A 26,862-nucleotide genomic window follows, 5' to 3' on the forward strand; every position below is an offset into this window, starting at 1 on the left:
TGTAACAAGCATGTGAGGACGCGGGAGGGGGGCCGCATCGTCGATGAGGCCGCGGTGATCGCACGCGTACGCGCCGGAGATCCGGAGGCGTACGCGGTGCTGGTGCGTGCGCATACGGCGATCGCGCTCCGCGCGGCCGCGGCGCTCGGGGCGGGGCCGGACGCGGAGGACGTGGTGCAGCAGGCCTTCGTCAAGGCGTACTGCGCGCTGGGCCGGTTCCGGGACGGCATGGCGTTCAGTTCCTCGCCGAGGACGGCACGCCGTGGGTGCGTTCCGATCCGGCGCCCGGCGTGGACGACGACGACATCCGCTGGCATCGGGCACCGCGCTCGATCCACTCGCAGATGGACCGGGCCGGGCTGCTCGGAGAGCCGGTGGAGCCGGCCGCAGCAGCCCTGCCCGTGCCCGACGGGAGCACCGGTGACCGGTCCGCCGCGAGAGGGTCCGGCCCGGTCGGCGGCGGTGTCTGGTGGGCGGCCGGGGGCCTGCTCCTGGGGCTCGGCGGCGGTCATGTCCTACGCCGCGCGGCGGCCCGGCACGAAGCCGGACCACCGCCAGGAGAGGAGCCACGACATGAGCTGATCGACCTGGGGTCCCTGACGTCGGTGAGCGCGTCGAGATCCCGCCTGCGATGAGCCCGGCGGGGCTCAGCCGAGGTCGATCTCGGGGTAGAGCGGGAAGCCCGCCACCAGGTCCGTCGCCCTGCGGGAGATCTCGTCGGCGATCTTCGGGTCGAGGACGTGGGCCGCCTTGGAGGGGGCGCCCGACTTGGTGGTGCCCGGCTCGGTGGTGGTGAGGACGCGGTCGATCAGGCCCGCGACCTCGTCCATCTCCGCCGTGCCGAGGCCGCGGGTGGTGAGCGCGGGCGTGCCGATGCGGATGCCCGAGGTGTACCAGGCGCCGTTCGGGTCGGCGGGGATGGCGTTGCGGTTGGTGACGATGCCCGACTCGAGGAGGGCGGCCTCGGCCTGGCGGCCGGTGAGGCCGTAGGAGGAGGCGACGTCGATCAGGTTCAGGTGGTTGTCCGTACCGCCCGTGACCAGCGTGGCGCCGCGGCGCATGAGGCCCTCGGCGAGCGCCCGGGAGTTGTCGACGATGCGCTGGGCGTAGTCGCGGAAGGACTCCTGGCGGGCCTCGGCCAGGGCGACGGCCTTGGCGGCCATCACGTGCGGGAGCGGGCCGCCGAGGACCATCGGGCAGCCGCGGTCGACCTGGTCCTTCAGGGAGTCGTCGCACAGGACCATGCCGCCGCGGGGGCCGCGCAGGGACTTGTGGGTGGTGGTCGTCACGATCTGCGCGTGCGGCACCGGGTCGAAGTCGCCGGTGAGGACCTTGCCCGCGACCAGGCCCGCGAAGTGCGCCATGTCCACCATGAGCGTGGCGCCGACCTCGTCGGCGATCTCGCGCATGATCCGGAAGTTCACCAGACGGGGGTAGGCCGAGTAGCCGGCGACGATGATCAGCGGCTTGAACTCGCGGGCGGAGGCGCGCAGGGCCTCGTAGTCGAGGATGCCGGTGGCCGGGTCCGTGCCGTAGGAGCGCTGGTCGAACATCTTGCCGGAGATGTTCGGGCGGAAGCCGTGGGTGAGGTGGCCGCCGGCGTCCAGGGACATGCCGAGCATGCGCTGGTTGCCGAAGGCGCGGCGCAGCTCCGCCCAGTCCTCCTCGGAGAGCTCGTTGACCTGGCGGACGCCGGCCTTCTCCAGGGCGGGCAGCTCGACGCGCTGGGCGAGGACCGACCAGAAGGCGACGAGGTTGGCATCGATACCGGAGTGCGGCTGGACGTAGGCGTGGCGGGCGCCGAAGAGTTCCTTGGCGTGCTCGGCGGCCAGCGACTCGACGGTGTCGACGTTGCGGCAGCCGGCGTAGAAGCGGCGGCCGATGGTGCCCTCGGCGTACTTGTCGCTGAACCAGTTGCCCATCGCCAGGAGCGTGGCCGGGGAGGCGTAGTTCTCCGAGGCGATCAGCTTGAGCATCTCGCGCTGGTCGGCGACCTCCTGGCCGATGGCGTCCGCCACGCGGGGTTCCACGGCGCGGATGACGTCGAGGGCTGCGCGGTAGGCGGTGGAAGCGGTGGAGAGGGGCTCGGCTGACATGTGTGGGACCTCCGGACGTTGTGTTCAGCGTTCACGGTACGGCCCAGGCGCACGGCTCTCTCTGCTCGGGCCGCTCCCCGATGGTTAGTCCATCCCAGCGCGCCAGTCACGGCCCTCGGTCAGCCTACCGGGTCGCCCTTCGGTGCCGGGCGCGGGTTTCGCACCTCAGAGGATCACGTGGGGAAGAAACCTCGCGTACTCGTCCGTGATCAGGCCCGACGACTCGCGGATGCCCAGGCCCGCCGACTCGTCCTCCACCACCCAGGCGCCCAGGACCACGCGGTTGCCGTCGAAGTCGGGCAGGGGGGCCAGTTGCTGGTAGCAGCAGGGTTCGTCGCGCGGGGCGGGGTCCGTGCCGGGCTCGTGGATGGTGACGCCCGCGCCCTCCCGGCCGAGGAGGGGCTTGGCGGCCCAGCCCGTGGCGGTGAGGTCCCGGGGGCCGTCCAGGTAGGCCGGGAGGAGGTTCGGGTGGCCGGGGTAGAGCTCCCAGAGGATCGCGAGCAGCGCCTTGTTGCTGAGGAGCATCTTCCAGGCCGGTTCTATCCACAGGGTGGAGCCCGTGCCGCCGCCGTTGTCGAGGGTGTCCAGGACGTGGCCGGCGAAGCGGTCGGTGGTGAGCCACTCCCAGGGGTAGAGCTTGAAGATGCTGCGGATGAAGCGGAGGCGCTGGTCGACGAAGCGGCCGGAGAGGCGGTCCCAGCCGATCTCCTCCATCGAGATCCACTCGGTGGGCAGCCCGGCCTGCTCGGCGGTCTCCTTGAGGTAGGCGACCGTCATCAGGTCCTCGCCGAGTTCGTCGGCGGAGGAGTACGCGAAGTACAGGGGGCTGCCCGGCGGGAGGAGGGCGGACTGCTTCTTCCAGGCGTCGATGAGGCGTTCGTGGAGGGAGTTCCACTGGTCGGCGCCGGGGAAGCGCTCCTCCATCCAGAACCACTGGGGGGAGGCGGCCTCGACCAGTGACGTGGGGGTGTCGGCGTTGTACTCCAGGAGCTTGGCCGGGCCGGTGCCGTCGTAGCGGAGGTCGAAGCGGCCGTAGACGGAGGGGAGTTCGGCGCGGCGGTGCCAGGCCTCGGCGACCGCCCGGGCCACGCGGGGGTCGGTGATGCCCAGGTCGGCGAAGCGGTCCTCGGCGACGATGTGTTCGGCCGCCGCGAGGCACATGCGGTGGAGGTCCTCGACCACCTCCTCCAGGGCCTCGATCTCCGGGAGGGTGAAGACGTAGTAGGCGCTCTCGTCCCAGTAGGGGCGCAGGGAGTCGTCGGGGTAGCGGGTGAGCGGGTAGATCAGGCCCTGTTCCTCGACGGTCTGCTGCCAGCCGGCGCGGGGCTCTGCAGTGCGGCGTTCCATCTGCGTACGGCCCGGTCAGCCGCCGCCGCTGCCGGAGCCGGAGCAGCCGAAGCCGCCCCGGTCGACGGCCTCGCTGCGGCTGAAGGTGCCGTGGTCGGCGTAGCCGCCGCTGACGTCGGCGTCGTAGTACCAGTCGGCGTCCATGGCCCTGGTCTTGCCGGTGTTCTTGCGGGCCTTGCCGGTGGAGGAGCCGGAGGACGACGTGCAGTTCTTGTCGGCGACGATCTTGTAGCCGTTGATGTAGTCGTAGCTCTCCCGGTCCACACAGCGGCGGTCCGGGTCGGAGCCGCACGCGGACAGTGCCGCCGCGAGGACGCCCATGCCGCCCAGCACCACCGTGCTCGAACGCAGTCGTCGCCGTGTTTCCGCCATGTCCTGTCTCCCCGTGGTGTCCCCGTGCGCACTGCCGGGTGTCCCCGTGTGCACTGCCGAGCGGACAGCCTAGAGAGCGGTGGGAACGGGCGTGCAGGAGGCCCCCCGGGCTAGCGTCCTCCCCCGCCGTCGGATTGTGGCCTTTGGAGCGGTGTGGGCTTTTGGTGCCCTGGGTGACGCGCGCTGGGGGAAGTGACCGCAAGTGCTTTCCCGGCTACACACAACCTTCACCTTCCGGACAACCGGAAAATCCTTTGTTGAATCTTGAACGCGGAGGGAGCGCTTTCCGTAAGGGACGGCGTGACCAGTAATCCCGTCACGGTCACCGTGGCCTATCGCGTGACGCCGGGCCGTGCGGCCGACTTCCACTCCTGGGGGTGGGCCATGCTGGGCGCGACCGCGCGTCAGCCGGGATTTCTGGGGGGTGGGGTACTTGTCGACGGAGGGGCGGAGTGGCATGTCGTCTATCGCTTCGCCAGCGAGGGTTCGGCCCTGGCCTGGGAGAAATCGCCTTCCCGGGCACAGTGGGATGCCCGGCTGGAGGGAATCGCCCGGGAGGCCGAGCGCAGGCGGGTGCCGGGTGCCCGGGCCTGGTTCGATGCGCAGACCCTGACTCCGGCGCCGCCTGCTCCGCCGTCGAAATGGAAACTTTGGTTCGTGAATATGAGCGCGGTTTTTCCGCCGGTGCTCCTGTTCAATCTGACGGTGCTTCCCTATCTCGGTGACCTCAATGCACTGCTGCGCACGCTGTTGTTGTGTCTGTGTGTGACGGCCCTTGTCACCTGGATTCTCATGCCACGGCTCCAGCGTTTCTTCAGGAAATGGCTGTACCCGTCGCTCCAGGCGCTGCGCGGACGGCACAAACGCCGGGCCACCTAGGCTCGCGAACGAACAGAGGGAGGTGGGCGGGTGAAGACCCTGCTCATCGACAATTACGACTCGTACACGTACAACCTGTTCCAGCTGATCGCCGAGGTCAACGGCGAGGAGCCGGTGGTGGTCCGCAACGACGTGTCCGTCGACGACCTGCCGGATCCCGGGAAGTTCGACAACCTCGTGGTGTCCCCCGGCCCCGGACACCCGGGTGACGCGCGGGACTTCGGCATCGGGGCCAGGCTGCTCGCCACGTGTCCGGTGCCCGTGCTGGGCGTGTGCCTGGGGCATCAGGGCATCGCGCTCGCGGAGGCCGGGCTGGTGGGGCCGGCCCCGGAGCCGCGGCACGGGCATCTGTCCACGGTCCGGCACGACGAACGGGATCTGTTCCGGGGCCTGCCGCAGCACTTCACCGCCGTCCGCTACCACTCGCTGGCCGTGCGCGAGCCGTTGCCCGCGTCGCTGGAGGCGACGGCCTGGGCGGAGGACGGCGTCCTGATGGGGCTGCGGCACCGCAGCCGGCCGCTGTGGGGCGTGCAGTTCCACCCGGAGTCCGTCCTCACGGAGTACGGCCACCGCATGCTGGTGAACTTCCGGAACCTGACCGCCGAGCGGGCCGGCAAGCTGCGCACGAAGAACACGGCGGTGCCGTCGCACGAGGGCGTGCTGCGCCGCCCCGGGGTGCCGGAGTGCGACGCCGGGGTACGGCGGCCGGGAGCGGGGGTGGTCGTCGGGACCGGGGCGGTCGTCGCCGGGAACGGCGTCGTCCCACGCCCTGCGGCCGCCGCGGCCGTCTTCCAGGTCACCGCGGTCTCCCGTGGCGAGGCGTGCCGGCCCGGCGGGGGCACGGCGTCCGGCGGAGCGGCCGAGCCTGAGGGGATCGCCGCGTCCCGCGATGCCGCCGGGGCTGACGGGGCCGCCACGTCGGGAGGTACCGCGTCCGGCGGGGCTGCCAAGCCCGACGGGGGCGCCGCGTCCCGCGAAGCCGCCAGGTCCGACGGGGCCGTCACGTCGGGGAGTGTGGCGTCCGGCGGGGCTGCCAGGCCCGACAGGGTCGCCACGTCCGACGGAGCTGCCAGGACCGACGGGGTCGCCGCGTCCGGCGAAGGTGCCAGGACCGCTGAGGCTGCCAAGCCTGGCGGGACCGCCGCGTCCCGCCAGGCCGCCGGGTCCGACGGGGCCGTCACGTCGGGAGGTACCGCGTCCCGCGAAGCCGCCAGGTCCGACGGGGCCGTCACGTCGGGGAGTGTGGCGTCCGGCGGGGCTGCCAGGCCCGACAGGGTCGCCACGTCCGACGGAGCTGCCGGGCCCGACAGGATCACCGCGTCCGACGGAGCAGCCAAGACCGGTGAAGCTGCCAGGTCCGCGGGAACCGTGCCGGCGGTGGGTGCCGGGTCCGGCCGGGGTGCCGTGGGCGGCAGGGGTGCCCTGGGCGGCACAGCAGTGGCGTCCTCCGCCACCATTCCCCGGCCCCGCCGCCCCGACCGTGTCGGGTACCGGCTGCACAGTCGGCGGATCACCGGTGCCGTCGACACCGAGGCGGTGTTCGGCCGGATGTTCGCCGGGGCCCCGCGCGGGTTCTGGCTGGACAGCTCCCTGGTCGAGCCGGGTCGGTCCCGGTTCTCGTTCCTCGGGGACGGCAGCGGGCCGCTCGCCGAGTTCGTGCGGTACGACGTCGGCACCGGGCGCTGCGAGATCGAGCGGGCGGGGCGGCCGGTGCGGAAGGTCACGGCGAGTGTCTTCGACTACCTGAAGCGGCAGTTGACGAACCGTCGCGTGGACGCGACCGGGCTGCCGTTCGACTTCACCGGGGGCTATGTCGGCTACTTCGGCTACGAGATGAAGGCCGACTGCGGGTCGCCCAACCGGCACCGCTCCCCGGTCCCGGACGCCGCCTGGCTGTTCGCCGACCGGGTGATCGCGGTGGACCACCAGGAGGGCTTCACGTACGCCGTCTGCCTGGCCGAGGACACCCCGCAGGCCGCCCGGGAGGCCGCCGACTGGCTGGAGGGCGCCCTGGCCGACCTCAGCTGCGTGGCGGCGGAGCGGCCGCCCCTGCCCGTGCCGCCGGCCCCGGCGGACCCCGGCGCCGCCGAGCCGTGGCTGGTGCGCGACCGGGCCCGGTACCTCGCGGACATCGAGGCGTGCCGGCGGGAGCTGCGGGCCGGCACCAGCTACGAGGTCTGCCTGACCAACGCCGCCCGGCTGCCCGCCCCGCCCGACACCTTCGAGTTCTACCGGACGCTGCGCCGCGACAACCCGGCGCCGTACGCGGCGTTCCTGAGGTTCGGGGAGCTGGAGGTGGCCGGCTCCTCGCCCGAGCGGTTCCTGCGGATCGGCCGGGACGGCACGGTCGAGGCCAAACCCATCAAGGGGACCGCGCCCCGGGGCGACAGTCCCGCACAGGACGCCCGGCTGCGGGACGCGCTCGCGTCGGACGCCAAGACGCGGGCCGAGAACCTGATGATCGTGGACCTGCTCCGCAACGACCTGGGGCAGGTCTGCCGGACCGGGTCGGTGCGGGTGTCCAAGCTCATGGCCACGGAGACGTACGCCACGGTGCACCAGCTCGTCTCGACCGTGCAGGGCAGGCTGCGCCCGGGCACGGACGCGGTGGACTGCGTGCGGTCCTGCTTCCCGGGCGGCTCCATGACCGGTGCGCCCAAGCTGCGCACCATGGAGATCATCGACTCGCTGGAGACCGAGGCCCGGGGCGTCTACTCGGGGGCGCTCGGCTACTTCGGGTGCGGCGGCGGCGCCGATCTCAGCATCGTGATCCGGACCGCCGTGGTCGCCGACGGTCGGCTGCACCTGGGTGCGGGCGGGGCGATCGTCCTCGGCTCCGATCCGGAGGCCGAGTACGAGGAGATGCTGCTGAAGACGGCGGCCCCGATGCGGGCCCTGAACCAGCACACGGCCGACCGGATGCGGCGGCAGGCCCCGCCGGGGAGCCGGGCGGGGACGGCCGAGGAGGCCCGGCGATGACCAGTCCGCAGGTCGCCCCGCACCCGGCCGAGGCCGGGGCGCCCGGGAATCTCGCCGCCCAGCTGGCCGGGCTGGCCGAGCGGCGCGGCTGGGGCGGGCGGGCCGCCTTCCACCAGGGCCACCGGTCCTGGACCCACGGCGAGGTGCACGACCTCGCGGCCCGGGCCGCGACCGTGCTGGCCGGGCACGGGGTCCGGCCCGGCGACCGCGTGCTGCTGGCGCTGCCCGACTCCCTCGCCTGGGTGACGGCCTTCCTCGCCACCGCCCGCCTGGGTGCCGTGGCGGTCCTGGTCAACCCCGAACTCCCGGCGGCCGACCACGTGTTCCTCGCCGAGGACACCGGGGCCGTGCTGTGCGTGACGGGCCCGGGTCTGGAGGAGCGGTTCGCCGGCCGGTCACGCCTCGGCGCCGACCAGCTGATGGCCCTGGCACCGGCCGCCGGGCCCGTGCCCGCCCACCAGGTCGACGCGCGGAGCCCCCTCTACGTCCAGTACACCTCCGGCACCACGGGCCGCCCCAAGGGTGTCGTGCACACGCACGGCGATCCGCGGACGTACCACGACCTGATCGGCCGGCGGGTGCTGCGGATCACCGCGGACGACGTCACCCTGTCGGTGTCGAAGCTGTTCTTCGCCTACGGCTTCGGCAACGCCTTCGTCTTCCCGCTCTTCTCGGGCTCGTCCGCCGTCCTGGTGGACCGGCGCCCCACGCCCGCGACCCTCGACGAGCTCGTCGCCCGGCACCGGGTGACGCTGCTCTACTCCGTGCCGTCCGCGTACGCCGCCCTGGTGGCCGAGCGGGGCAGTGGGCACGAGGGGTGCTTCGCGTCGGTGCGGGCGGCGGTGTCGGCCGGGGAGAGCCTGCCGGAGCCGCTGGCCGAGCAGGTGGGCGCGCTGCTGGACGCGCCGGTGCTGGAGCAGATCGGCTCCACCGAGGCCGGGCACGCGTTCTGCGCCAACGGCTTCGCCCACCACCGCCCGGGCACGGTCGGGCGTCCCGTGCCCGGCTTCGAGGTGGAGCTGCGCGACCGGGACGGGCGCCCGGTGCCGGACGGCGAGGAGGGCGAGATGTGGGTGCGCGGGCCGACGGTGACGCCCGGCTATCTGAACCGGCCCGAGGAGACCGCCCGGACCCTGGTGGGCGGCTGGCTGGCGACGCGGGACCGGGCCCGCCGCGAGCCGGACGGCTCCTACCGGCATCTGGGCCGCGTCGACGACATGGAGATGGTCGGCGGGATCACCGTGTCCCCGCTGGAGGTGGAGGCCGTGCTGCGCGGTCACCCGGCGGTGCGGGAGGTGGCGGTCGCCGCCGTCGCGGACGGGCGGGGCGCGAGCCGGCTGCGGGCCTTCGTGGTGCCGGCCGCGCCGGTGCGGGACGGGCTGGCGGACGAACTCATCGCCCTGGCGCGGGAGAACCTCGCCGCGTTCAAGGTCCCCCGCAGCGTCAGCTTCGTCCCGTCGCTGCCCCGCACGGCGACCGGGAAGCTCCGTCGCCTGCTGGTCCGCCGGGGCGCCTGGTGAACCACCTCGGAAAGGAACGGCCCATGAGACAGCCCCTGTTCGCCGACCGCGGTTTCTATCTGGGACCGGTCTTCCGGCGTGCCGCCGACCGGCACGGGGCCGTCTTCGTCACCCTGGACCGGCCGCTGGACGTCGCCCCCGCCCTCGGGGTCGACCTGACCTACACGGTCCTGGCCGAGCTGGTCGAGGAGTTGTCGGGGCGGCTGTGGGAGGCGGGGGTGCGGCCCTCGGAGCAGGTCGTCGTGCACAAGGCGGACAACGTCGACCTCATGCTGCTGACCTGCGCGGTCTCCCGTATCGGGGCCGTGCCGGTGCTGCTGTCGCCGGCGCTGGCCCCCGCCGTGGCCGGGCAGCTCCTGGCACGGCTGCGCCGGCCCTGGCTGATCACCGACGGCGCGACGCTGGACGGACTGCGGGGCGTCGACCTGCCCGGGCTCGTGCGGCGGACGCTCACCGTCGACGACGCGCCCGGGGCGGAACCCCTGGCGCGGCACGCCGGCGCCGAGCCGCCCCCGCCCGTACGGCTCCATCCCCGCGAACCCGCCCTGATCACGCACAGCTCCGGGACCACGGGCGTGCCCAAACTGGCCGTGCACTGCGCACAGGCCATGTGGAACCGGCTCGTGCCGCAGCAGGCGATGGGCTGGCCCACCCGGGGCGAGACCGCGGCCCTGCACATGTCGTTCGTGCACTCGCGCTTCTACCATCTGCTCGGCGTGCTGCTGCACTTCGGCAGCCCGCTCGTACTGATCACCGACCCGGACCCGGCCGCGGTGGGCCCGCTGCTGGTCCGGCACCGGCCCGGCATCGTGGAGACGCACCCCAACACGTTCGTGCTGTGGGAGGAGCTGGCCGGCGCGCCCGGCGCCCCGCTGTCCCGGGTCCGGTCGTACGGCTCGACGTTCGACGCGATCCATCCGCGTACCGTGCGGCGGCTGCTGGGCGCGTCGCGGCGCCGTACGCCCTGGCTGGTCCAGCTGTACGGGCAGAGCGAGACGGGCCCGGTGGCGTTCCAGGTGGTGACCCGGCGCAGCGCCGCCCGCGCGGACGGCCGCCGGGTCGGGTACGGGATACCCGGCTTCACCCGGGTCCGTGTCACCGACGCCGGGGGCAGAACGGTCCCGCCGGGCACACCGGGCCGGATCGAGGCCCGCACCCGGGGCCGGATCCTCACCTACCTCGGCATGCCGGAGCGTTACGACCGTCAGCTCACCGACGGCTGGTGGGAGATGGGCGACATGGGCTACCGGAGCCGTCTGGGCGCGCTGTACCTGATCGACCGGGAGGTGGACCAGATCGACGCCGTGCACAGCAACCTGGAGGTCGAGGACGCGCTGATGTCCCGGCTGGAGGAGCTGCGCGAGGTCGTCATCGTGCCGGGCGCGGACCGGGAGCCGGTGCCGGTGGTGTGCGTGCGCGGCGAGCGGCCCCTGGACCCGGAGCGCTGGCGGCGGGCCACGGCGGACCTGCCGGTGATGGCCGAGCCGCGGCAGTGGCGGTTCGAGGACCTGCCGATGACCGCCACGTGGAAGGTGAAGCGGGTGGAGATCGCCCGCATGCTGGCCGGTGCCCGGGCCGAAGGCGCCCGGGCATGACCCCGGTCCTGGTCGTGGGCGCCGGACCCGTGGGCCTGTCGGCGGCGCTGGCGCTGCGGGGGCACGGCCTCCCGGTCGTCCTGCTGGAGGCCGATCCCGAGGACCGGGAACGGCCGGGCAGCCGGGCCCTGTTCGTGCACCGGGAGACCCTCGCCCTGCTGGACGCGATGCTGCCCGGCCTCGCGGCGGAGATCACCGCGTACGGGCGGACGTGGCACACCAGGCGCACCCTCTACCGGGGCCGCGAGGTCTACGCCCGCGCCTACCCGCCGCCCTCCGGCCCGCCGCCCTTCACCAGCCTGCGGCAGACGGACACCGAACGGTTCCTGCGGGCGGCCTGCGAGCGGACCGGGGTGGAGTTCGTGTGGGGGGCGCGCGTGGCGGGCGGGCACGCCACGTCGAGCGGGGTCCGGCTGACGGGTGAGGACGGGCGGGTGTGGAGCGGCTCCCACGCCGTCGCCGCCGACGGGGCCCGCTCCACGGTCCGGCGCGAGCTGGGCATCGCGCTGGAGGGCACCCACGGCGAGGGCTTCCACGTCGTCGTGGACGTCGCCGACGTCCCGGGCGCCGAGCTGCCGCTGGAGCGGGTCTTCCACTACGAGCACCCCGGGGTCGGCGGGCGCAGTGTGATGCGGGTGCCGTTCACCGGGGGCTTCCAGGTGGACCTGCAGTGCCGGGACGACGACCGGCCGGAGGCGTACGGCACCGAGGAGGCCGTACGGCGGTGGCTGCCCGCGGTCGTCGGGGACGGCTACGGCGACCGGATCCTGTGGGTGTCGACGTACCGCTTCCTGCGCAAGGTGGCCGCCTCGTTCACCGATCCGCGGGAGCGGGTGCTGCTGGCCGGCGAGGCGGCGCACCTGTTCCCGCCGTTCGGGGCGCGCGGGATGAACAGCGGGATCGCGGACGCGGCGGCGGCCGCCGAGGCCATCGCCGCGGGGACCGGCGAGGCGGTCGCGCGCTTCGCCGAGGTGCGCCGCGCGGCGGCCCTGTTCAACAGCGCCGCCGCCGGCACGGCCCTGGACCATCTGCGGCCGCGCCGCCGGATCGTGCGGGTCCGGCAGCGGGCCGCGGCGGCGCTGGCGCCGGTGCTGCCCTGGTGCGGATCCTGGTTGGAGCACGCGCCGTACGGGCCCCGGCACGGGGCACCGGCCGTCGCGGGCCGCACGTACTGAAGGAGGAACGCGTGGAGACCGGACCGGTGGTGGCGGAGGGCCTGTGGACGTGGACGGCGGGCCGTGGCCTGGCCCCTGCCCCGGACCAGGCGGTGGGGGGACGGCTGCTGGTGGCGGACTCCTGGCTGCTGCGCGAGGGCCGGGTGCGGGCCTACGCCCGGCACCGGGAGCGGTTCTCGCGGTCCTGCGGGGACTGCGGCGGGCCGGAGCCGCGCCGGCTCGCCGCGTTCTGGCAGGACGTGACCGCCGTGCTGCCGCGCACGGGTGAGTGGTTCCCGCGGGTGGAACTCGCCGCCGGGTCGCTCGAGTTGCGGCTGCGGCTGCGGCCCGCGCCACCGCTCGGAGCGGGGGTCCGGCTGTGGGCGGCGGGGCAGCCCGATCCGCGCACCGTGCCCCGCCGGAAGGGCCCGGACCTGGACGCCCTGGACCGGGTGCGCCGCCGGGCCCGCGGCGAGGGCGCCGACGAGGCGGTGCTGATCGCGCCCTCGGGCACGGTCCTGGAGTCGGCCACGGCCGGTGTCCTGTGGTGGGAGGACGACACCCTGTGTCTGCCCCCGCCCGGGCTGCCCGTCCTGCCGAGCGTGACCGCCGGGCTGGTCCAGGAGCGGGCGCTGCGCTCCGGGATCCGCATCGCGCACCGCGAGCGGACCGTGGCCGAGCTGGACGGCCGTGAGGTGTGGCTGGTGAACGCGCTGCACGGGATCCGGCCCGTGACGGAATGGACCGGGCGGCCGATGCGGGTGCCTCCGGCGGAACGGGCCGGGGAATGGCGGGCGTGGCTGGACGGAATGATGGAACCGCTGCCGATGTGCTGAATCACGGGGAATGATGACCTGAATCACGGGGAACGATGAGCTGAATCACGGGGAACGATGAGCTGAATCCGGGAAACAGAAAAGCCGGGTCGGGAATTCCCACCCGGCTGTTTTCTGCTGCCTGATTCAGTTTTTCGGCACCATTCGCGTCGCTATCGCGATCCGGTTGTACGCGTTGATGACGGTGGCCGCCCAGATGAGGGCCGCGAGCTGCGTCTCGTCGAAGACCTCGGCCGCCTCGGCGTAGACCGCGTCGGGGACGCGGCCGTCATGGACCAGCGTCACCGCCTCGGTCAGGGCCAGTGCGGCCCGCTCGCGTGCCGTGAAGAAGGGCGTCTCCCGCCAGGCGGTGAGGGTGTGCAGGCGCTGCTCGGTCTCGCCGGCGCGGCGGGCGTCCTTGGTGTGCAGATCGAGGCAGAAGGCGCAGCCGTTGATCTGCGAGGCGCGGATCCTGACGAGTTCCAGCAGTTCCGGTTCGACTTTGGCGTCCTGCGCCGCGGACACGGCGGCGGCGTGCAGGGAGCCCATTGCGGCGGAGACGTCGGGGGTTTTTTCCTTCAGGGCGACACGCGGTATGGAGGGGATTTCGCTCATGGGGCGACCCTATCCTTCCGGCGGTATTCCGGAGGTGAATTCGCGGGATTATCCGGGGAGTACCCTGCACAGCGCCTCCAGCGCCCCCGACCAGGCGTGCTCCGGCGGTGTGCCGTATCCGACGACCAGGGCGTCGACCGGCTCGGCGAGCGCCCCGGGGCGCCGGTATTGGGTGAGTCCGTGGACCGCGAGGCCCTGCCAGCGGGCGGCCTGGACCACCGACTGTTCGGTGCCGGGCGGCAGCCGCAGCAGGACGTGCAGGCCCGCCGCGATGCCGGTGACGCGGGCTTGCGGGGCCCGGGCCGCGACGGCGGCGACCAGGGCGTCCCGCCGGCGCCGGTAGCGCAGGCGGGTCGCGCGGACGTGCCGGTCGTAGGCGCCGGACGTGAGGAACTCGGCCAGGGTCAGCTGATCGAGCACCCCGCAGGTGTCGACACCGCCCTTGGCCTCGGCGATCCGCTCGGCCAGGTCCGGGGGCAGCACCATCCAGCCCAGCCGCAGCCCGGGCGCGAGGGACTTGCTCGCGGTGCCCAGGTAGACCACCCGGTCGGGGTCCAGGCCCTGGAGCGCGCCGACGGGCTGCCGGTCGTAGCGGAACTCGCCGTCGTAGTCGTCCTCCAGCACCAGCCCGCCGGTGCGCCGCGCCCAGTCGACGACGGCCGTACGGCGGTCGCGGTGCAGGGGCATGCCCATGGGGAACTGGTGGGCGGGGGTGAGCAGGACGGCGTCGGCGGCCGGCCCGATCGGGTCCGTGCCCAGCCGGTCGAAGGGCAGCGGGACGATGTCGAGGCCCGATGTGGTCAGGAGCCTGCCGTGCACGTCGAGGCCGTACGACTCGACCGCGACCGTCCGTGCCCCGCGCGCCCGCAGGGCCGTGCCGAGCAGCTTGAGGCCGTGGGCGAACCCGGCGCACACCAGGATCCGTTCGGGGTCGGCGCGGACGCCCCGGGCCCGGGAGAGGTAACCGGCGAGCGCGGTCCGCAGCTCGGGGCGGCCGCGGGGGTCGTCGCCGTAGTCCAGGGCGTGGTGGGGGGCGGCGTTGAGGGCGCGGCGGGCCGCCTTGAGCCACTCCGCGCGCGGGAAGGACGCGAGGTCGGGGCTGCCGGGGCGCAGGTCGTAGGCGGGGCGGCTGCGGGCCCGGGGGTGGGGTGCCGTACCGGTGGGCGGGACGACCTCGCGCTCGGCGACCCGAGTCCCGGAGCCCTGGCGGGCCGTGAGCCAGCCCTCGGCGACCAGGTCGGCGTAGGCGTCGGCGACCGTGTTGCGGGCGATGCCCAGGTCGGCGGCGAGCGCGCGGGAGGAGGGCAGCCGGGTGCCGGGGGCGAGCCGGCCGGAGCGCACCGCCTCGCGCAGGGCGTCCGTCAGCCCCCGGCGCAGGCCCGGCCCGGTCGGCTCCACGTGCAGGTCGATGCCCAGAGTGGCCCACGGTTCCGCCATGGAAATGGACCATACTCCTGGGCTGCTTCCTTCCTAGGGTCGAGGTCATGACGACGCATACCGAGGAACCAGTGACCACCACGACGACCGCGACGAGCGGGGAGTTCGCCCCCGAGCGGCCCGCCCGGCTGGAGTGGGCCAGGCACGCGCCCGAGGTGTACAAGGCGATGATCCGGCTGGAGACCGCCGTCCGTAAGAATCTCGACCACACGCTGTACGAGCTGGTGAAGATCCGTGCCTCGCAGCTCAACCACTGCGCGTTCTGCCTCGACATGCACCTCGCGATCGCCCGGCGGCACGGCGTGCCCGAGCGGCAGCTCGATCTGCTGGCCGCGTGGGAGGAGGCGGGGGACGTCTTCGACGAGCGGGAGCGGGCCGCGCTGGCGCTGACGGAGGCGGTGACCGTGCCGACCGAGGGCTTCGTGCCGGACGAGGTGTACGAGCGGGCCGCCCAGCACTTCGACGACGTCCGGCTCGCCCATCTGATCGGGCTGGTCGTCGCCATCAACAACTGGAACCGGGTGATGGTCAGCCGCCGGATCCCGCCGGGAGGGTACACGCCATGAACAAGACCGACACGTTCCGGGCCCTGCACCGGCACCGGGCGCCCGGCGCCCCCCTGGTCCTGCCCGGGCCCTGGGACGCGGCCAGTGCCCGGGTGTTCGCCGAGGCGGGGTTCCCGGCGCTCGCCACGCCCAGTGCGGGGGTCGCGGCCTCCCTCGGGTACGAGGACGGGCAGGTCCCGGCCGACGAGATGTTCGCGGCGGTCGCCAGGATCGTCCGGGCCGTCGACGTGCCCGTGTCGGCGGACGTCGAGGGCGGATACGGGCTCGAGCCGAAGGAGCTGGTGGAGCGGCTGCTGGAGGTGGGGGCGGTGGGCTGCAACCTGGAGGACTCGGCGGACGGGGTGCTCAAGGACCCGCACGCGCACGCCGCCTGGCTGGCCCGGGTGCGGGAGGCGGCGGGTGACCGGCTGTTCCTCAACGCGCGCGTGGACACCTTCGCCCGCGGGGTCGCCGACCCGGAGCGGGCCATCGAGCGGGCGGCGCTGTACGTGGCGGCGGGTGCCGACTGCGTCTACCCGATCGGTGCCCCGCCGGACGTGCTGCCGCTGCTGCGGGCCGGGATCCAGGGGCCGATCAACGTGGGGGCCCCGACCGACGAGGGCCCCTCGCCCGCCGAACTCGGCGCGCGAGGGGCCACCCGGATCACCTTCGGGCCGGGGCTCCAGCGGCGGGCCACCCGCGCACTGCGGGAGATCGCCGCCGGCCTGCGAGGGTAGGGACGCTCAGGACAGCCACTTCCTCCAGGTGGACTCGTGGCTGTCCACCCACTTCTTCGCCGCCTCCTCCGGTGTCATCTTCTGTTCGGCGATCATCAGGGAGACCTCGTTCTGGTCCTCGGTCGTCCACTGGAACCTCTTCAGGAAGGCCGCCGCCTTGCCGCCGTTCTTGGCGAAGTCCGCGTTGAGGTACTTCTGCAGCGGCGTGTGCGGATAGGCGCAGGCGACCTTCTCCGGGTCGGCGTCGCAGCCCTCCTTGTACGGCGGCAGCTTCACCTCGGTCATCGGGACCTTCTTGAAGAGCCACTGCGGCGCGTACCAGTAGGTGAGGAAGGGCTTCTTCTCCTTGGCGAACTGCTTGATCTGCGTGATCTGCGCCGCCTCGGAGCCCGCGAACACCACCTGGTAGTCCAGCTTCAGGTTCTTCACCAGCGCCTTGTCGTTGGTGACGTAGGACGGCGAACCGTCCATCAGCTGGCCCTTGTCGCCGCTCTCGGGGGTGCGGAACAGGTGGGAGTACTTGTTGAGGTTCTTCCAGTTCGTGATGTCCGGGTGCTGCTTGGCGAGGTACGTCGGCACGAACCAGCCGATGTGGCCGGTGACGCCGAGTCCGCCGCCGCGGGCGATCGTCTTCTTGTCCTCGACGTACCGCTTCTCCTGCTCGGGGTGGCCCCAGTCCTCCATGATCGCGTCGACGCGGCCCTGGCTGAGGGCGTCCCAGGCGGGCACCTCGTCGACCTGGACGGTGTCGACGCGGTAGCCCAGCTCGTGCTCCAGCAGGTACTGGGCGACGGCCACGTTGGCCTGGGCGCCCACCCAGGACTGCACGGACATGGTCACGGTCTTGGCGCCCTGGGCGTTGGCGAAGGGCGAGGCCTGCTTGGTCATGTCGGCGGCGCCGCAGCCGGTGAGCAGCGCCAGGGAGCTCACCGCGGCGATCGCGGCGGTCGTACGGACTCGCATGTCACGCTCCCTTCTTCGCGCGGCGTTCGGTGGGCTGGGTCACCCGGTCGAGCATCAGGCCGAGGCAGACGATCGCCACGCCGGCCACCAGACCGGTCGCCAGATCGCCCTGGGCGAGGCCGAAGACGACGTCGTAGCCGAGTGCGCCACCGCCGACCAGGCCGCCGATGACGACGACGGCGAGGACCAGGACGAGGCCCTGGTTGACGGCGAGCAGCAGGGCGGGGCGGGCCAGCGGGAGCTGCACCTGCCGCAGTTGCTGCCAGCTGGTCGCGCCGAGCGAGCCGGAGGCCTCCAGCGCGGCCGGGTCGACCTGGCGCAGGCCCTGGGTGGTGATGCGGACGACGGCCGGCAGCGCGTAGACGATCGCGGCCGCGACGGCCGGGGCGCGGCCGACGCCGAACAGGGCGACGACCGGGATCAGGTACACGAACTGCGGCATCGTCTGGAAGACGTCGAGGACCGGGCGGAGCAGCCGTTCCAGGCGGTCGCTGCGGGCCGCGGCGACGCCGACGGCGAAGCCGACGACCAGGGTGACGGCGACGGCCGCCAGGACCTGGGAGAGGGTGTCCAGCGACGGCTTCCAGACGCCGAGGACACCGATCGCGGCCATGGCGAGGACGGCGGTGAGCGCGGTGCGCCAGGTGCCGATCACCCAGGCCAGGGCGGCGACGATCAGCAGCAGGGACCACCAGGGCAGCCCCTGGAGGCCGTCGCGGACCGGGTCGAGGACCCAGGTGGTGAAGTGGCCCGCCCAGTCGGCGGTGCCGCCGATGACGGGGACGCCGGAGTACAGGTGGGCGGTCATCCAGTCGACGGCGCGGTTGACGGGCTCGGCGATGTTGACGACCCAGGCGTCGGGCCAGTCGAGGCGGCCCGCGAACCGTCCGCCGACCGCCACGACGACGACACCGGCCAGGGCGAGGAGCCAGCCGAGCCGGCCGCCGGACGCCGGTTCGGCGCCGAGCTTCTCCCCCGCGGCGCCGGTGACGCGGTCCAGGACGACGGCCAGCAGGACGATCGGGATGCCGGCGGCGAGCGCGGCGCCGACGTCGACCGACGCGAGGGCCTGGTAGACGCGGTCACCGAGGCCGCCGGCGCCGATGACGGCCGCGATGACGGCCATGGACAGGGCCATCATGATCGTCTGGTTGACGCCGAGGAGGAGTTCCTTGCGGGCCAGCGGGAGGCGGGCGGTCAGCAGGCGCTGGCGCGCGGTGGAGCCGAGCGACTCGACCGCCTCCAGCACCTCCTTGTCGGCGCCGCGCAGCCCCAGCGAGGTGAGCCGGGCCATGGGCGGGGCGGCGTAGATGACGGTGGCCAGGACGGCCGCCGGGACGCCGATGCCGAAGACCAGCACGACCGGCAGGAGGTAGGCGAAGGCGGGCAGCACCTGCATGGTGTCCAGGACCGGGCGCAGGACGCGGTCCATCCGGTCGGACAGCCCGGCGGCGAGTCCGAGCAGCAGGCCGACCACGACCGACGCGAGGACCGCGACGACCATCAGGGCGAGGGTCTGCATGGTCGGCACCCACATGCCGAGCACGCCACAGGCGAGGAACGCGACGGCCGTGCCGAGCGCCAGCCTGACGCCCGCCACGCGCCAGGCGACCAGTGCGCCCAGTGCGCTGACGCCCGCCCAGCCGATGGCGAGGAGGGTGAGGTAGACGGCCCGTACGGCGATGACGACGACGTTGCTGACGTGGCCGAAGAAGTACAGGAACAGCGGGTGGCTGTCGCGGTTGTCGATGATCCAGTCGCTGGCCTTGCCGAGCGGCTCGGAGACGTCGACGGTCAGCGCGCCGGGCCAGGTGCCGCTGGCCCAGCGGGCGTTGGCCAGCGGGACGAGGATCGCGGCGACGAGAGCGAGCAGCAGCAGCTTCTGGACGGCACGGCTGCGCAGCAGCCCGGGCAGGCCCAGGCGGGGCGGGGACGCGGTGATGGTCGCCATCACACCGCCTCCTTGGGCTGCCCGGCGCTCGGCGGAGCGAGCTCCTCGGCCTCGGGCGCGGGCTGCTCCGTGCCGGCGACGACGCCGAGGAGCGTGTCGGAGTCGACCATGCCCACGCACCGGCCCTGGTCCATGACCCGGGCCGGAGCGCCGGCGCGGGCGACCGCCTCGATGGCCTCGGAGACGGTCGCCTCGGGCCGGACCGCCGGTCCGCTGCCGTCCAGCTCGGCCGACGGGCGGCGCATGGCCGTGCGGACCGTCATGACCTGCTCGCGCGGGACGTCCCGGACGAACTCGCGGACGTAGTCGTCGGCGGGCGAGCCGACGATCTCCTCGGGCGTGCCGAGCTGCACGACCTTGCCGTCGCGCATCAGGGCGATGCGGTCGCCCAGCTTCAGGGCCTCCTGGAGGTCATGGGTGATGAAGACCATCGTGCGGCCCTCCTCGCGGTGCAGCCGGACGACCTCCTCCTGCATGTCGCGCCGGATGAGCGGGTCGAGGGCGCTGAACGGCTCGTCGAAGAGCAGGACTTCGGGGTCGACGGCGAGGGCGCGGGCGAGGCCGACGCGCTGGCGCTGGCCGCCGGAGAGCTGGCCGGGGCGGCGGTGCTCCATGCCTTCGAGGCCGACCTTGGCGACGACCTCGGCGGCGCGCTCACGCCGCTCGGCCTTGCCCATGCCCTGGATCTCCAGGCCGTAGGCGACGTTGTCGAGGACCGTGCGGTGCGGCAGCAGGCCGAAGTGCTGGAAGACCATCGCGGCGCGGTGGCGGCGCAGTTCGCGCAGCCGGGAGCGGTCCATGGCGCGGACGTCCTCGCCGTCGATGGCGATGGTGCCGGCGGTCGGCTCGATCAGCCGGGTCAGACAGCGCACCAGCGTGGACTTGCCGGAGCCGGACAGGCCCATGACGACGAAGACCTCGCCCTTGCGGACGTCGAAGCTGACGTCCCGGACGGCGGCGGTGCAGCCGGTGCGGGCGCGCAGCTCGGCGGGGTCGAGGGCGGTGAGCTCGGGGTCGGCCGGGACGCGGTCGGCCTTGGGGCCGAACACCTTCCACAGGCCCTCCACCGAGAAGACGGGGGTGGTGTCCATGGTCTGCTCCGTCGGGGGTTCGAGGGTCGCGGTCACTGGGAACCACCACCGATCAGCTCGGCGGCACGCTCACCGACCATGAGCACGCCGATCATCGGGTTCACGGTGGTCATGGTGGGGAAAACGGAGGCGTCGGCGATGCGGATGCCCTGCAGGCCGCGGATGCGCAGCTCGGGGTCGACGACGGCGAGCCGGTCGTCCTCGGCGCCCATCTTGCAGGTGCCGGCCGGGTGGTAGACGGTGTGCGCGACCTTGCGGGCGTACTCGCTGAGCTCCTCGTCACCCGTGACGTCCGGGCCGGGGGCGACCTCGCGCTTGAGCCAGCCGGCCAGCGGCTCGGTCTTCGCGATCTCGCGGGCGATGCGGATGCCGTCGACGAGGGTCCGGCCGTCGTAGTCGTCCTCGTCGGTGAAGTAGCGGAAGTCCAGGGCGGGCTTGACCTCGGGGTCGGCGCTGGTCAGGTACAGCCGGCCGCGGCTCTTGGGCTTGGGGATGTTCGGGGTCATGGAGACGCCGAACTCCGGCCGCCGGTAGCCCAGTCGCTCCGGGTTGTCCGTGAAGGGGATCTGGTAGAAGTGGAACATCAGGTCGGGGTGCGGCAGTTCGGGGTCGCGGCGCACGAACAGGCCCGCGTCCGAGTCCATCGCGGAGTTCTCCGGGATGGGACCGTTCGTCTCCCACACGATGACCGACTCGGGGTGGTCGAGCAGGTTCTCGCCGACGCCCGGCAGGTCGTGCGTGACGGGGATGCCGAGCTTCTCCAGGTCGGCCTTGGGGCCGATGCCGGAGTGCATGAGCAGCCGGGGCGAGTCGACGGCGCCGGCGCACAGCAGCACCTCGCCCCGCGCCTTGACGAGGATCTCCTCGCCGTCCTTGGTGCGCACGTGGACGCCCTCGGCGCGGTCGCCGTTCAGCTCCAGCTTGTACGCCCAGGTCTCCAGCAGGATCGTCAGGTTGGGGCGCTCGTCCATCACCGGGTGGAGATACGCCACCGACGCCGAGGACCGCTTGTTGTTCTCGGGGTGGTAGGCGAGGTCGAAGAAGCCGACGCCCTCGGTGAAGGGCTTCTTGTTGAAGCCCTCGACCCGGGGCACGTTCAGCGCCGCCTGGGCCGCGTCGACGAAGTCGCGGGCGATGGCGTTCCGGTCCTTCTCGTCGACCGGGACGATGTTGTTGAGCAGGCGCGCGAAGTACGCCTCCATCTGCACCGCGCCCCAGCCCTTGGCGCCGGCGGCCTCCCACTCGTCCCAGTCGGCGGGCAGCGGCTTGAAGGCGATCAGGGTGTTGTGCGAGGAGCAGCCGCCCAGCACGCGGGCCCGGCTGTGCCGGATGTGCGAGTTCCCGCGTGGCTGCTCGGTGGTGGGGTAGTCGTAGTCGAGCTCTCCGCCGAGCAGGCCCATCCAGCGGCGCAGGGTCAGCACGTCGTCGCGGCCCACGTCGCTGGGGCCGCCCTCGATGACGGCGACGGTGACATCGGGGTTCTCGGTGAGGCGGGAGGCGATGACGGAACCTGCGGTTCCGCCGCCTATCACGACATAGTCGTACTCATGACTGGCGTGGGACATGGCGTGCTTGCTCCAGTGGGGATGAAGTGGACGGGCTCGGGGGACGGGGGGTGTCGGCCCGGGGCGCGGGGGTCGCCCCGGGCCGGGGTTCGGCGGTCCGGAAGGGGAGGCGGGCTCAGCCCGCGAACCAGCGCACCGGCTTCGGAGCGAGGTTCTGGTAGACGTGCTTGGTCTCCCGGTACTCGGCGAGTCCGGCCGGGCCGAGTTCGCGGCCCACTCCGCTCTTGCCGAAACCGCCCCATTCCGCCTGCGGCAGGTAGGGGTGGAAGTCGTTGATCCAGATCGTGCCGTGGCGCAGCCGGCCGGCGACGCGGCGGGCGCGGCCCGCGTCGGCGGTCCAGACGCCGCCGGCGAGGCCGTACTCGGTGTCGTTGGCGAGGGCGACGGCCTCGTCCTCGGTACGGAAGGTCTCGACGGTGAGGACCGGCCCGAAGACCTCCTCCCGTACGACGCGCATCTCGCGGTGGCAGTGGTCGAGGACGGTCGGCTCGTAGAAGTAGCCGTTCTCCGGGCGCTGCGGGGAGGGTTCGGGGCGCTTGCCGCCGGAGCGCAGCACCGCGCCCTCCTTCAGGGCGGACTCGACGTACATCTCGACCTTGGCGCGCTGCTGCTCCGAGACGAGCGGGCCGCACTCGACGCCCTCCTCGGTGCCGCGGCCCAGGCGGATCTTCTCGGCCCGGCGGGCGAGTTCGGCCACGAACCGGTCCCGCACCGACTCCTCGACGATGAGGCGGGCGCCGGCCGAGCAGACCTGGCCGCTGTGGATGAAGGCGGCGTTGAGGGCCTGGTCGACGGCGGTGTCGAAGCCCTCCTCGGTGGCACAGGCGTCGGCGAAGACGACGTTGGGGTTCTTGCCGCCGAGTTCGAGGGCGACCTTCTTGACGGTGGGCGCGGCGGCCTGGGCGACCTTGGTGCCGCTGACCAGGCCGCCGGTGAAGGAGACCAGGTCGACGTCGGGGTGCTCGGACAGGCGCGCGCCGACCGTGTGGCCGGGCCCGGTGACGATGTTGGCGACCCCGGCGGGCAGGCCGGCCTCGATGAGCAGGTCGATCAGCGCGATGGTCGTCATCGGCGTGATCTCGCTGGGCTTGACGACGAAGGTGTTGCCGGCGGCGAGGGCCGGGGCGATCTTCCAACTGGCCTGAAGCAGCGGGTAGTTCCAGGGCGTGATCATCGCGCAGACGCCGATGGGCTCGTGCACGACGACGCTGTGGATGTCGGGCGAGCCCGCGTCCACGACCCGGCCGGGGGCCTCGCCCGCGACCAGATCGGCGAAGTAGCGGAAGGCGTCGGCGACGCAGTCGATGTCGACGCGGCCCTCCTCGACGGTCTTGCCCGCGTCCCGGGCCTCCAGCAGGCCGAGCTTCTCCCGGTCCCGCACGAGCAGGTCGGCGACGCGGCGCAGCAGCGCGGCCCGCTCGGTGACGGGGGTGTGCGGCCACTCCCCCGCGTCGAACGCCTGCCGGGCGGCGGCGATCGCCAGATCGGTGTCCTTCTCGTCACCCTCCGCGACGACGGCGAACGGCAGGGCGTCCGCGGGGTCGAGGATCTCGCGCGTGGCGCCGGAGACGGCGGCACGCCACTCCCCTCCCGCATGGATGGTTTCGCGCGCCTGAAGTTCGGTACTTTCCGCCATGATCGCTTTCGCCTTCCGTTCCTGATCAGCGCCCCTGTGTCACACACGTGTCATCAAGAGACCGAGTGCGCCTGCCCTGCGCCCCTGGATGCATGCGCGATCCATGGCCGAAAGTGCGCTGTGTCACGGGAGATGTGGACAAGCAGGGGCAAAACACCCACCCGATCCCAGGGGTGGCGTGCTGCGGACGGTCGACTCACCAGGTTCCTTTGACTAAAGTCAAAGAATATGGAGTCAGTGTCGACGGAGCAGGTGGCGGCCTTCCGCCGGTTCAACCGCTACTTCACACGCCGGATCGGCGTGCTGAACGACCACTACCTGGGCCAGGACCGCCCGCTCGGCGAGGCCCGGCTGCTGTTCGAGATCGCCGAGAGCCCGGCCGGCGTGTCGCTGCGCGAGCTCAGGAGCCGGCTCGGCCTGGACGCCGGGTACCTCAGCCGGATGACCAAGGCCCTCCAGGCCCAGGGCATGGTCCGGCTGAGCACACACCCGGACGACAACCGGCTGCGCATGATCGAACTGACCCCGGACGGCCGCGTCGAGGTCAAGGAGCAGAACCGCCGCGCCGACACCCTCGCCTCGGACGTGCTGAGGGGCCTGACCGCGCCCCAGCGGCAGCAGCTCACCGACGCGATGGCCACCGCCCGGCGGCTGCTGCGCCTCGCGGCCATCGCCGTCGAGCCGGTCGACGGCCACGCCCCGGACGCCCGCGCCTGCCTCGACGCCTACGCCGCCGACCTCGACGCCCGCTTCCCCGAGGGCTTCGACAAGGCGGACCTGGTCCGCCCCGAGCAGGTCTCGGGCGAGGCGGGCGCGTTCTTCGTGGCATACGAGGAAGGCCGGCCGGTGGGCTGCGGGGCGCTCAGGCGGCTGGAGCCCGGGATGGGCGAGATCCGCCATGTGTGGGTGCACCCGGACGCCCGCCGCCTCGGCCTCGCCCGCCGGCTGCTCGCCGCGATCGAGCAGGAGTCCCTGCGCCGCGGCTGGTACGTCGTACGGCTCGACACGCACGCCGTGCTCACGGAGGCGCGGGCGATGTACCGGGCGTGCGGCTACCGGGAGATCCCGGCGTACACCGACCACGTCTACGGCCAGCACTGGTTCGAGAAACGGCTGGCCGGCTGACCGGCACCGGCTCCCGGGCGGGAAAGCCCGCGGGCCCCGTACCGGAGGGAACCGGTACGGGGCCTGCGGGAAACGCGGGAAGGCTCCGGTCAGATGAGGCCGAGGCCGCGGACCGCCTCGCGCTCCTCCTCGAGCTCCTTGACGGAGGCGTCGATCCGGGCGCGGGAGAACTCGTTGATCTCCAGGCCCTGGACGATCTCGTACTTGCCGTCCTTGCAGGTGACCGGGAAGGAGGAGATCAGGCCCTCGGGGACGCCGTAGGAGCCGTCCGACGGGATGCCCATGGAGACCCAGTCGCCGTCGGCGGTGCCGTTGACCCAGGAGTAGACGTGGTCGATGGCGGCGTTGGCGGCGGAGGCGGCCGACGAGGCGCCACGGGCCTCGATGATGGCGGCGCCGCGCTTGGCGACGGTCGGGATGAAGTCCTCGGCCAGCCACTTCTCGTCGTTCACGACCTCGGCGGCGTTCTTGCCGGCGACCGTGGCGTGGAAGATGTCCGGGTACTGAGTGGCGGAGTGGTTGCCCCAGATCGTCAGCTTGCGGATCTCGGAGACCGGGGTGCCGGTCTTCTTCGACAGCTGCGTCAGGGCGCGGTTGTGGTCCAGGCGGGTCATCGCCGTGAACCGCTCGGCCGGTACGTCCGGCGCGGCGGCCTGGGCGATGAGGGCGTTGGTGTTGGCCGGGTTGCCGACGACCAGGACCTTGATGTCGTCCGCGGCGTGCGCGTTGATGGCCTGGCCCTGCGGCTTGAAGATGCCGCCGTTGGCCTCCAGCAGGTCGCCGCGCTCCATGCCCTTGGTGCGGGGGCGGGCGCCGACGAGCAGACCGACGTTGGCGCCGTCGAAGGCGACGTTCGGGTCGTCCGTGATGTCGATGCCCTGCAGGAGCGGGAACGCGCAGTCGTCCAGCTCCATGGCCGTGCCCTCGGCCGCCTTCAGCGCCGGCGTGATCTCCAGGAGGCGCAGCTTCACCGGCACGTCCGCGCCGAGCAGCTGACCGGAGGCGATGCGGAAGAGCAGGGCGTAACCGATCTGGCCGGCCGCGCCGGTGACGGTGACGTTCACGGGAGTGCGGGTCATGGCGTTCTCCGTATGACAGCTGGCGGTGGGGCCGGGTTCCTGCCCCGGACGTTTGATCGATCTCTCGGCGTCAAGAGATCCATCCAGCGGTCAGGCTATCGCGCATCCGGGATCCCGGACGGCCGGGTCGGTGTGGCCCACCCCACAGCGCCCTGCGTTGCCCGCGCAAAAGGCGGCCGCCTGTCCGGGAGAGAGGGACGAGACGGCCGCCTGGGGGGAACCGACCATGCCGGGATCCCGTGGGGGTACCGTTCGCGTGCCCGCGATTGGCGCGGGCATGCCTCCCTCTTCGAAATTTTCGCGCCCACCCGTGCACTTGGGGGTTCGCCCCACCCGGCCCGGCTCGTGCCTTCCACTCCGACCCGCTCGCGAGACCCGCCCTCGACCCGCTCGCGGAACCCACCCCCGGCCCACTCGCGGGTTTCGTCCCCGGCCCCGCTCATGGATTCGGCTCCGACCCGGCTCACGGGGCCCACCCCCGGGCCCCGCTCATGGATTCGGCTCCGACCCACTCGCGAGACCCGCCCCCGACCCGCTCGCGGGACCCGCTCCCCGGCCCTGCTCGTGGATTCCGCCCCGGCCCACTCGCGGGATCCACCCCGGCCCGCTCGCGGGATCCACCCCGGCCCACTCGCGGATTTCGTCCCCGGCCCCGCTCGTGGATTCGGCTCCGACCCGGCTCATGGGATCCACCCCGGGTCCGGCTCGTGGATTTCACTCCGACCCGCTCGCGGGACCCGCCCCCGACCCGCTCGCGGGACCCGCTCCCCGGCCCGGCTCGTGGATTCCGCTCCGATCCGACTCGCGAAACCCGCCCCGGCCCACTCGCGGGTTTCTTTCCCGGCCCCGCTCGTGGATTCGGCTCCGACCCGGCTCACGGGGCCCACCCCCGGGCCCCGCTCATGGATGCCACTCCGATCCACTCGCGAGACCCGCCCCCGACCCGCTCGCGGGACCCGCTCCCCGGCCCTGCTCGTGGATTCCGCCCCGATCCGACTCGCGAAACCCGCCCCGGCCCGCTCGCGGGTTTCTTTCCCGGCCCCGCTCGTGGATTCGGCTCCGACCCGGCTCACGGGGCCCACCCCCGGGCCCCGCTCATGGATGCCACTCCGACCCGCTCGCGAGACCCGCCCCCGACCCGCTCATGCATTCCGCTCCGGCCCGCTCACGGGATCCACCCCGGCCCGCTCGTGGCTTCCGCCCCTATCCGGCTCATGGGGCCCGCTCCCGGTCCGGCTCGTGGACTCCACTCCGGCCCACCCGCGAGACCCACCCCCGGCCCCGCTCGCGGGTTTCGTTCCCAGCCCCGCTCGTGGATGCCACTCCAACCCACTCGCGGGACCCGCCCCCGACCCGCTCGC

General features: G+C 73.1%; 21 protein-coding genes, 1 pseudogene and 1 riboswitch. Of the genes and pseudogenes, 11 read left to right on the top strand and 11 right to left on the bottom strand.

Translation table 11 applies throughout. The annotated features are described in order from the left end of the window. Positions 1–12: 12 nt before the first annotated feature. Together ABZ948_RS01620 and ABZ948_RS01625 are read left to right on the top strand one after the other, a co-directional pair. Positions 13–237 (top strand): annotated as a pseudogene (locus ABZ948_RS01620) (sigma factor); the annotation flags it as partial. Between the two features lie 29 nt (positions 238–266). Then, a complete protein-coding gene (locus ABZ948_RS01625; RefSeq protein ID WP_359756401.1) occupies positions 267–635 on the top strand; it encodes a hypothetical protein in 369 nt (122 codons plus the stop codon). 12 nt (positions 636–647) lie between these two features. On the opposite strand, the gene ABZ948_RS01630 is transcribed toward ABZ948_RS01625, so the two are convergent. From ABZ948_RS01630 to ABZ948_RS01640, 3 genes are all read right to left on the bottom strand, one after another. Next, positions 648–2,096 (bottom strand): glycine hydroxymethyltransferase, encoded by a 1,449-nt coding sequence (locus tag ABZ948_RS01630; protein WP_359756250.1) that lies wholly within the window; start codon positions 2,094–2,096, stop codon positions 648–650. A gap of 34 nt (positions 2,097–2,130) precedes the next feature. Next, a riboswitch (ZMP/ZTP riboswitch) is annotated at positions 2,131–2,216 on the bottom strand. A gap of 45 nt (positions 2,217–2,261) precedes the next feature. After that, entirely contained in the window at positions 2,262–3,443 is a 1,182-nt protein-coding gene (locus ABZ948_RS01635) for a glutathionylspermidine synthase family protein (protein ID WP_359756252.1), read from the bottom strand. Between the two features lie 15 nt (positions 3,444–3,458). Beyond that, the gene (locus ABZ948_RS01640; protein WP_359756253.1) at positions 3,459–3,815 is read right to left on the bottom strand and encodes a hypothetical protein; all 357 of its coding nucleotides are present in this window, start codon (positions 3,813–3,815) and stop codon (positions 3,459–3,461) included. A 300-nt stretch (positions 3,816–4,115) separates the two neighbouring features. Between ABZ948_RS01640 and ABZ948_RS01645 the strand changes: the two genes are divergently transcribed. Genes ABZ948_RS01645 through ABZ948_RS01670 form a run of 6 tightly spaced genes read left to right on the top strand, consistent with a single transcriptional unit; the run spans position 4,116 to position 12,778 of the window. Then, positions 4,116–4,694 carry an antibiotic biosynthesis monooxygenase gene (locus ABZ948_RS01645; protein ID WP_359756255.1) on the top strand — a complete coding sequence of 193 codons (579 nt, stop codon included), beginning with the start codon at positions 4,116–4,118 and terminating at the stop codon, positions 4,692–4,694. A 30-nt stretch (positions 4,695–4,724) separates the two neighbouring features. Beyond that, the gene (gene pabB, locus ABZ948_RS01650; protein WP_359756257.1) at positions 4,725–7,673 is read left to right on the top strand and encodes an aminodeoxychorismate synthase component I; all 2,949 of its coding nucleotides are present in this window, start codon (positions 4,725–4,727) and stop codon (positions 7,671–7,673) included. Then, entirely contained in the window at positions 7,670–9,193 is a 1,524-nt protein-coding gene (locus ABZ948_RS01655; RefSeq protein WP_359756258.1) for an AMP-binding protein, read from the top strand. The genes pabB and ABZ948_RS01655 overlap by 4 nt, the downstream gene beginning before the upstream one ends. A gap of 23 nt (positions 9,194–9,216) precedes the next feature. Then, the gene (locus tag ABZ948_RS01660; RefSeq protein WP_359756259.1) at positions 9,217–10,788 is read left to right on the top strand and encodes a class I adenylate-forming enzyme family protein; all 1,572 of its coding nucleotides are present in this window, start codon (positions 9,217–9,219) and stop codon (positions 10,786–10,788) included. Then, positions 10,785–11,963: an FAD-dependent monooxygenase gene (locus tag ABZ948_RS01665; RefSeq protein ID WP_359756261.1), complete on the top strand. Its 1,179-nt coding sequence runs from the start codon at positions 10,785–10,787 to the stop codon at positions 11,961–11,963. Before ABZ948_RS01660 ends, ABZ948_RS01665 begins: the two co-directional genes overlap by 4 nt. Positions 11,964–11,974: 11 nt before the next feature. Beyond that, positions 11,975–12,778 (top strand): aminotransferase class IV, encoded by an 804-nt coding sequence (locus ABZ948_RS01670; RefSeq protein ID WP_359756262.1) that lies wholly within the window; start codon positions 11,975–11,977, stop codon positions 12,776–12,778. A 126-nt stretch (positions 12,779–12,904) separates the two neighbouring features. Here the strand turns inward: ABZ948_RS01670 and ABZ948_RS01675 are convergent, their stop codons facing one another. Together ABZ948_RS01675 and pdxR are read right to left on the bottom strand one after the other, a co-directional pair. Further along, positions 12,905–13,372 (bottom strand): carboxymuconolactone decarboxylase family protein, encoded by a 468-nt coding sequence (locus ABZ948_RS01675; RefSeq protein ID WP_359756264.1) that lies wholly within the window; start codon positions 13,370–13,372, stop codon positions 12,905–12,907. 48 nt (positions 13,373–13,420) lie between these two features. Beyond that, positions 13,421–14,809 carry a MocR-like pyridoxine biosynthesis transcription factor PdxR gene (gene pdxR, locus ABZ948_RS01680; RefSeq protein ID WP_359756265.1) on the bottom strand — a complete coding sequence of 463 codons (1,389 nt, stop codon included), beginning with the start codon at positions 14,807–14,809 and terminating at the stop codon, positions 13,421–13,423. Positions 14,810–14,856: 47 nt separating this feature from the next. Here pdxR and ABZ948_RS01685 point away from each other — a divergent pair, with 47 nt between their 5' ends. Both ABZ948_RS01685 and ABZ948_RS01690 read left to right on the top strand, forming a co-directional pair. Further along, positions 14,857–15,375, top strand: coding sequence for a carboxymuconolactone decarboxylase family protein (locus ABZ948_RS01685; RefSeq protein WP_359756267.1), 519 nt, complete (start codon positions 14,857–14,859; stop codon positions 15,373–15,375). After that, complete coding sequence (locus tag ABZ948_RS01690; protein ID WP_359756268.1) at positions 15,372–16,091, top strand: isocitrate lyase/PEP mutase family protein; 720 nt, start codon at positions 15,372–15,374, stop codon at positions 16,089–16,091. Before ABZ948_RS01685 ends, ABZ948_RS01690 begins: the two co-directional genes overlap by 4 nt. 6 nt (positions 16,092–16,097) lie before the next feature. Here the strand turns inward: ABZ948_RS01690 and ABZ948_RS01695 are convergent, their stop codons facing one another. The 5 genes from ABZ948_RS01695 to ABZ948_RS01715 all read right to left on the bottom strand — a co-directional run bounded on the left by ABZ948_RS01695 (position 16,098) and on the right by ABZ948_RS01715 (position 23,297). Continuing rightward, positions 16,098–17,054 carry an ABC transporter substrate-binding protein gene (locus tag ABZ948_RS01695; RefSeq protein ID WP_359756270.1) on the bottom strand — a complete coding sequence of 319 codons (957 nt, stop codon included), beginning with the start codon at positions 17,052–17,054 and terminating at the stop codon, positions 16,098–16,100. Between the two features lies 1 nt (position 17,055). Further along, positions 17,056–19,005 carry an ABC transporter permease gene (locus ABZ948_RS01700; RefSeq protein WP_359756271.1) on the bottom strand — a complete coding sequence of 650 codons (1,950 nt, stop codon included), beginning with the start codon at positions 19,003–19,005 and terminating at the stop codon, positions 17,056–17,058. Beyond that, positions 19,005–20,096: a quaternary amine ABC transporter ATP-binding protein gene (locus ABZ948_RS01705; RefSeq protein WP_359756272.1), complete on the bottom strand. Its 1,092-nt coding sequence runs from the start codon at positions 20,094–20,096 to the stop codon at positions 19,005–19,007. Before ABZ948_RS01705 ends, ABZ948_RS01700 begins: the two co-directional genes overlap by 1 nt. A gap of 32 nt (positions 20,097–20,128) precedes the next feature. Beyond that, positions 20,129–21,661, bottom strand: a complete 1,533-nt coding sequence (locus tag ABZ948_RS01710; protein WP_359756273.1) for a GMC family oxidoreductase — start codon at positions 21,659–21,661, stop codon at positions 20,129–20,131. Between the two features lie 115 nt (positions 21,662–21,776). Continuing rightward, on the bottom strand, positions 21,777–23,297 hold the full coding sequence (locus ABZ948_RS01715; protein ID WP_359756275.1) for an aldehyde dehydrogenase family protein: 1,521 nt from the start codon (positions 23,295–23,297) through the stop codon (positions 21,777–21,779). Positions 23,298–23,525: 228 nt separating this feature from the next. Here ABZ948_RS01715 and ABZ948_RS01720 point away from each other — a divergent pair, with 228 nt between their 5' ends. Continuing rightward, a complete protein-coding gene (locus tag ABZ948_RS01720) occupies positions 23,526–24,422 on the top strand; it encodes a bifunctional helix-turn-helix transcriptional regulator/GNAT family N-acetyltransferase (RefSeq protein WP_359756277.1) in 897 nt (298 codons plus the stop codon). 89 nt (positions 24,423–24,511) lie between these two features. Here ABZ948_RS01720 and ABZ948_RS01725 read toward each other — a convergent pair whose 3' ends face one another. Further along, the gene (locus tag ABZ948_RS01725) at positions 24,512–25,501 is read right to left on the bottom strand and encodes a malate dehydrogenase (protein WP_359756278.1); all 990 of its coding nucleotides are present in this window, start codon (positions 25,499–25,501) and stop codon (positions 24,512–24,514) included. Positions 25,502–26,862: the final 1,361 nt, after the last annotated feature.

Source organism: Streptomyces olindensis (assembly GCF_040645895.1).
GTDB classification, from domain to species: Bacteria; Actinomycetota; Actinomycetes; order Streptomycetales; family Streptomycetaceae; genus Streptomyces; species Streptomyces olindensis.